This is a genomic window from Comamonas testosteroni ATCC 11996 (assembly GCF_000241525.1).
Classification (GTDB): Bacteria; Pseudomonadota; Gammaproteobacteria; order Burkholderiales; family Burkholderiaceae_C; genus Comamonas; species Comamonas testosteroni.
On record NZ_AHIL01000048.1, the window covers coordinates 1 to 5503 of the forward strand.

The 5503-nt window shown below is 59.2% G+C and carries 3 protein-coding genes; all 3 read right to left on the reverse strand.

Annotation, left to right across the window (positions count from 1 at the left end; translation table 11 throughout):
* A partial coding sequence (locus CTATCC11996_RS21360; protein ID WP_003080379.1) for an efflux RND transporter permease subunit occupies positions 1–1725 on the reverse strand: 1725 nt, incomplete at its 3' end.
* Positions 1722–3242, reverse strand: a complete 1521-nt coding sequence (locus tag CTATCC11996_RS21365; protein ID WP_003080380.1) for an efflux RND transporter periplasmic adaptor subunit — start codon at positions 3240–3242, stop codon at positions 1722–1724. The genes CTATCC11996_RS21365 and CTATCC11996_RS21360, both read right to left, overlap by 4 nt.
* Positions 3239–4471, reverse strand: a complete 1233-nt coding sequence (locus tag CTATCC11996_RS21370) for a TolC family protein (RefSeq protein WP_003080381.1) — start codon at positions 4469–4471, stop codon at positions 3239–3241. The genes CTATCC11996_RS21365 and CTATCC11996_RS21370 overlap by 4 nt, the downstream gene beginning before the upstream one ends.
* Positions 4472–5503 lie beyond the last annotated feature (1032 nt).

Below are 5503 nucleotides of genomic sequence, written 5' to 3' on the forward strand. Positions count from 1 at the left end.
TAACGCCGAGGGCATGTACAACAGATCGCCTTCGTCCAGCGGCGGCATGAACTCACCGCCCAGCCGCATGACCGGAATTGCGGTGATGGCCAGGGCCAATGTCGCTGCCAGCAGCGTGAACTTAGGAAAACGCAAAACCAACTCCAAAGCAGGCCGGTAAATGGCGATAAGGCTTCTGTTGATAGGGTTCGCAGTTTCCTTTGGAATGCGTCCTCGAATGAGGTATCCCATCAGCACTGGAACCAGAGTCACCGACAAGCCAGCAGCAGCCGCCATCGCATAGGTCTTGGTGAAGGCCAGTGGCGAGAACAGCCGTCCTTCCTGGGCCTCCAGGGTGAACACGGGCAGGAACGACAGCGTGATGACCAGCAGCGAGAAGAACAGCGCAGGACCGACCTCCACGGCTGATTGCGCGATCAGTTCCCAGCGCTCGGCCACGGACGATGGGCGTCCATGTCGTTCTTCAAAGTGCTCCAGATGCTTGTGCGCAGCTTCGACCAGGACCACCGAGGCATCGACCATAGCCCCTAGAGCAATGGCCACACCGCCCAACGAGAGAATGTTCGCGCTCACGCCTTGCCAGTGCATCACGCCAAAAGCCGCTAGCACCCCAATAGGCAGTGTTACAACTGCCACCAGCGCGGAGCGCAGGTGGAATAGGAAGATGGCACAGACGACGGCGACGACGGCGAACTCCTCCAGAAGCTTGACACGCAGGTTGTCGACTGCACGATCAATGAGTTTGGAGCGGTCATAGGTTTCCACCACCTCAACGCCTTTGGGCAGACTGGGTTTGAGCGTCTCCAGCCTGGCTTTGACGGCTTCGATAGTGGCTCGGGCATTCTTGCCGGAGCGCATGACTACTACCCCTCCCGTGACTTCACCCTCACCATCTAGTTCGGCGATGCCCCGTCGCATTTCCGGGCCTATCTGGACTATGGCCACATCTCTCAGCAGCACGGGTGTCGCTCCGCTGAGGGTGATCGGGATGGTACGGAAGTCCTCCAGTGATTGAAGGAATCCGCGCGAGCGCACCATGTACTCGGTCTCGGCCATTTCCACTACCGAGCCGCCAGACGACTGATTGGCCTTCTGCAGGGCCTGCACGACCATGGACTGTGTGATGGCGAGCGTTCGCATGCGGTCCGGGTCGAGCACCACCTGGTATTGGCGGACCATGCCGCCGATGCTGGCGACTTCCGCCACATCCGGAACGGTTTTCAGCTCGAATTTCAGAAACCAGTCGTTGAGGGCTCTCAGCTGTCCAATATCGTTATGGCCGCTGCGGTCGACCAGCGCGTACTCGTAGACCCAGCCCACACCAGTGGCATCCGGGCCTAGCGCGGCTGTCGCACCTACTGGTAAGCGGCTTTGCACCTGGTTCAGATACTCCACCACCCGTGACCGTGCCCAGTATGGATCGGTCTTGTCGTCAAACAGGATATAGACGAAGGAGTCGCCAAAGAACGAATAGCCTCGGACGGTTTTAGCCCCAGGTACGCTCAGCATGGTTGTGGTCAGCGGGTAGGTCACGAGGTCCTCCACCACCTGGGGCGGCTTGCCTGGGTAGGTGGTGCGAACGATCACCTGTACGTCGCTGAGGTCCGGCAATGCATCGACCGGGGTGCGAGATGCCGACCAGATGCCTACCGCCACGAGGAACGCGGTGGCAATCAGCACTAGAAAGCGGTTGGTGATGGACCAACGGATCAGAGCAGCAATCACTTGGCGCCTCCGGTGGTTCCAGCGGCGCTGCCGCTTTTCTGCACGGAGATGACTTCCCAATCCATGGGCCCGCCTTTTCGGAACTCGAAGCGCACCAGATCTCCTGGCTTCAAGCCCGTGAGCGTCATCGAGTCGGCCTTGCCAAAGCTCATTGTCATGGCGGGCCACTTGAGAGCCGGCACAGGGCCATGCGAGATCGTGATCCCGTCGTCATCCATGCTTTCCACCTTGCCCTCGGCGCGGAAGATGTCGGGGGCTTCGGTGGCCGTAGCGGGCACAGGCTGGGATTGCCCGGCCTCCATGGCTCCCAGAGCTGACTTGAGCCGCGCTTCCGAGTCCACTAGGAATTGGCCGCTGGCAATCACCTCTTCGCCTTCGCGCAAGCCTTGCAGCACCTCCAATTGATCACCCAAGTCCTCGCCAAGTTTGATTTCCCGAGGCTCGAAGTTGCCAGACTCCTTGCGGACGATGACCAATGCACGGGTGCCGGTACGGATGACGGCTTCGGAAGGCAGGACTAGGCGCGAGGCTGGAGCGTCGCCGACCTGCAGGCGCAGCAGCAACCCGGGTATCAGTTTGCCGCTGCGGTTAACGACCTCGAATCGCGCTTGCAGGGTGCGTGTGCTGGCGTTGACCTGTGGCAGGATTTCCTTCAACTCGCCTTCGAAGGTTTGGGATGCATCGGCTTGCAGAACGGCCTTGACCTTCTGGCCACGCGTCAGACGTACGGCTTGTGCTTCCGGCACTTCAGCCACGGCCCAGACCTTCTCTAGGCCGGAGATACGGAACAACGTAAGGCCAGGTGACACCTGGGCTCCATCTCGCACACCAAGTTCCGTCACCACGCCATTTACCGGAGCCTGCAAGGTATAGCGAGCTTGGGCGACCCCGGTTTCCTCACTCTTGCGTACCAGTTCTGCGGGGATGGACATGGCGCGCATGCGCTCACGGGTTGCCGTAATAAGCTCCTGAGGTACACCTGAACGCTTGAGTGCGAGCAGTTCGTTTTGTGGCCCCAGCCACTCGGGCGCAAAAATGGTGGCCAAAGCCTGACCTTTGCGAACCTGCTCCATGGGAGCGCGCACAGCCAAATGCTCGACATAACCGGCAACACGGGTCTGAACGGCGACACTCAGACGCTCATCGAACTGCACCGTTCCAACGGCGTCGAACGACGCGCCGATGTCGGCTCGCTTGACCGTCGCGGTCCGAATGCCGAGGTTCTGCTGCACCGTTGGACTGACTTTGACACCTGTGTCATTGGCATCGTCCGCATAGACGGGCACCAATTGCATGTCCATGAATGGCGACTTGCCCGGTTTGTCAAAGCGTGGTCCCGGCACCATGGGGTCATGCCAGTAGAGGACCTTGCGCTCGCCTGTGGGAGCCTTGGATTCCGAGGCGGCTACGGCCTGGGGGGCAGCGCCTTCGGAGGTCAAGCGGCCAATAAAGAAGCCACCGGCTGCCAGCAGTACGCCTGCCGTAACCAATGAAGTGACCAGTGCTGTGCGCTTCATTGGGCACCTCCCTGAGCGATGGGTTTGAGGTTTAGTTGGGCCTGCGTACGTACCAAATCACGCTGCAGTGCGAGGAGTTTTCTCTGAGCTTCGACCTCGGCATGTCGTGCCTCAAACACGGCGGTCAGGGCCAATTGATTTGAGCGGTAGGCGGCCAGGGCGGCGGAAGTGCGCTGTCTGGCCGGAGTCACTACGGAGCCTTGGTATCTCTCGATACGCTGCTGCAGGCGCGCGGCGTCGCTAGTCAAGGTGCGGTAATCGGCCATGGCTGCGCGCATTCCCTCCGTCAGGTCAGCCTCTGCTTTGTCGACCATGGCCAGCTTGGCCGAGGTTTCGCGGTCTTGGCGCTGGCTTGGTGCGATTTGGAGCGGGATGCTGACGCCGACTGAAACCAAATCGGAATAGCCAGTGCGCTGGCCGTAGGACACTTCCCAGGTCCAGTTGGGAGAGCGCTCCTTGGCTGCGACGTTTGCACTCTGGCGAGCAATTTCGACGTCGCTTTTTAAGCCTGCGACGGCTGGATATCTCGCCACGTAGTCCCATTCCTCGGGAGCAGGGAAGGCAGGTGGCTTGTTGAGGGCATCGGGAAGAATGCCGATCCAGCGTTGCAGACTGACCATGGCTGCAGACTGTTGTTGGCGAACCTCTTCGCTTTCATCCTCTGCAATCCCTTTGGCGGATAGGAGCTGCAACGCTTCTGCGCTGTTGCCTGTGGCAGCTGCTATGCGGCTTTTTGCCGCATTCAGCTCCTCGTGCAAGTGATGCTCGGTTTGTGTGGTTAGCTTGAGTGCTTCAGTGGCGAACCAAGCATCGACATACGCCATGCTGACCTGCAGGCGAGCCTCGGCTTCGGCAATGTCTTTTTGTACGGCATCGCGGTCGGCCCGTGCACGAGCCGCACCTTCGCGTGCGGCTCGTTTATCGGCGGAGAGCCACTCTTGGCTGATACCGATGCGCTTCATCGTCATGGACTCACGGGTACCGCTGAAGCGGTCTGAGCCGGTAACCGGCAAATTGTCGATGCCGGCCCGCAGCATGGGATCTGGCAACTGACCCGCAGCCTGTATGGAATGGACAGAGCCTTGCATCGCCGCCTGGGCTGCGCGGGCTGCTTCGGAGCGTTGGACGGCCAAGCTTATTGCCTGGTCGAATGAAATCGATTCTGCAGCAGCAACGGCCGGCAGAAATACGGCAGCCAAGGAGGCTGCTCGCAAAAAAATAGGGGACATGGAAACTCCGTGGACGAACGAGGGCATTGCCGGCGTATGGACAAGCCACGCCAGCACCAGTCAGTCGACGGAGTGATCAGACTCTGAGTCTGAGAGTAGAGAGAAAAAGAGGGTCCGGAGGCGGTCGAACCTCCAAGGTGATGGGCCAGGACACTGCAAGTGCAGCATCAAATTCGAGCACTAGCGGCAGCTCCAACACCTGCACGATGGCAGGTAATGACGCCACGGGCAGTTTGACTGCTTCGAAGGTCACATCCGGGGCATTGGTGTACTGATGACACAGAACCGGTTGCTGTTGGTCCATACCTTCGCATGGTATGCCGGCCTCCATCCTGGCCGTCATTGCATCAACGCCTTCCTCCTGTGGGCAGACGTAACCCGCCAACGCCAGCTGTGCGAACAGCAGCGAAAGCACCACAAGGACTGCGGTGGATAGGCGGTGAATGCGACTTCGTAGCATGGCAGCAGTTAGTGTAGTCAATCTACCAGGGGTACGCGGTGAAGGCCATACGTTGCTACCGATCTTTAAATGCTACAGATCTTCGGCAAGCCAGTGGTTAACTCGCATCCTAGGAGCAAACGCTACAGCTGTGTCTGAAGGAAGCGCGACACCGTATGCACAACTCAGTTCTGAAGAAGGCGGTGTCCTGTCCCATCCTCAAGTTAATGGATGAGGAAACATGCAATGTGATGCTCGGTAGCGATATCCGCCTCGGTGAGTCCGCGCATCGTTGAACCCAGTGTCGCCCGCCTAAGTGATGATTGCGATCATCTGGGCCGAAATTCTTCCGGGAAATTTGTAGTTCGCTCAAGCTGATGTTCTACATGCAGAGGCCTCTGTTGCTTGAGGCCTCTGCGGTAGATCGGAACAAAAATGCAGGAAAGAGCTGCATCCGCGATGCATGCGTCTTTGATGGAGATCAGCCTGCAAATGATTGGAGGCGAGCATCTCGCGCAGCTGGCGATTCATTACGCGTTTCGTTGATCACTTGCTCGCGGGTTTTGCTCGATCCTGTCTCGGGAGTTCCACGT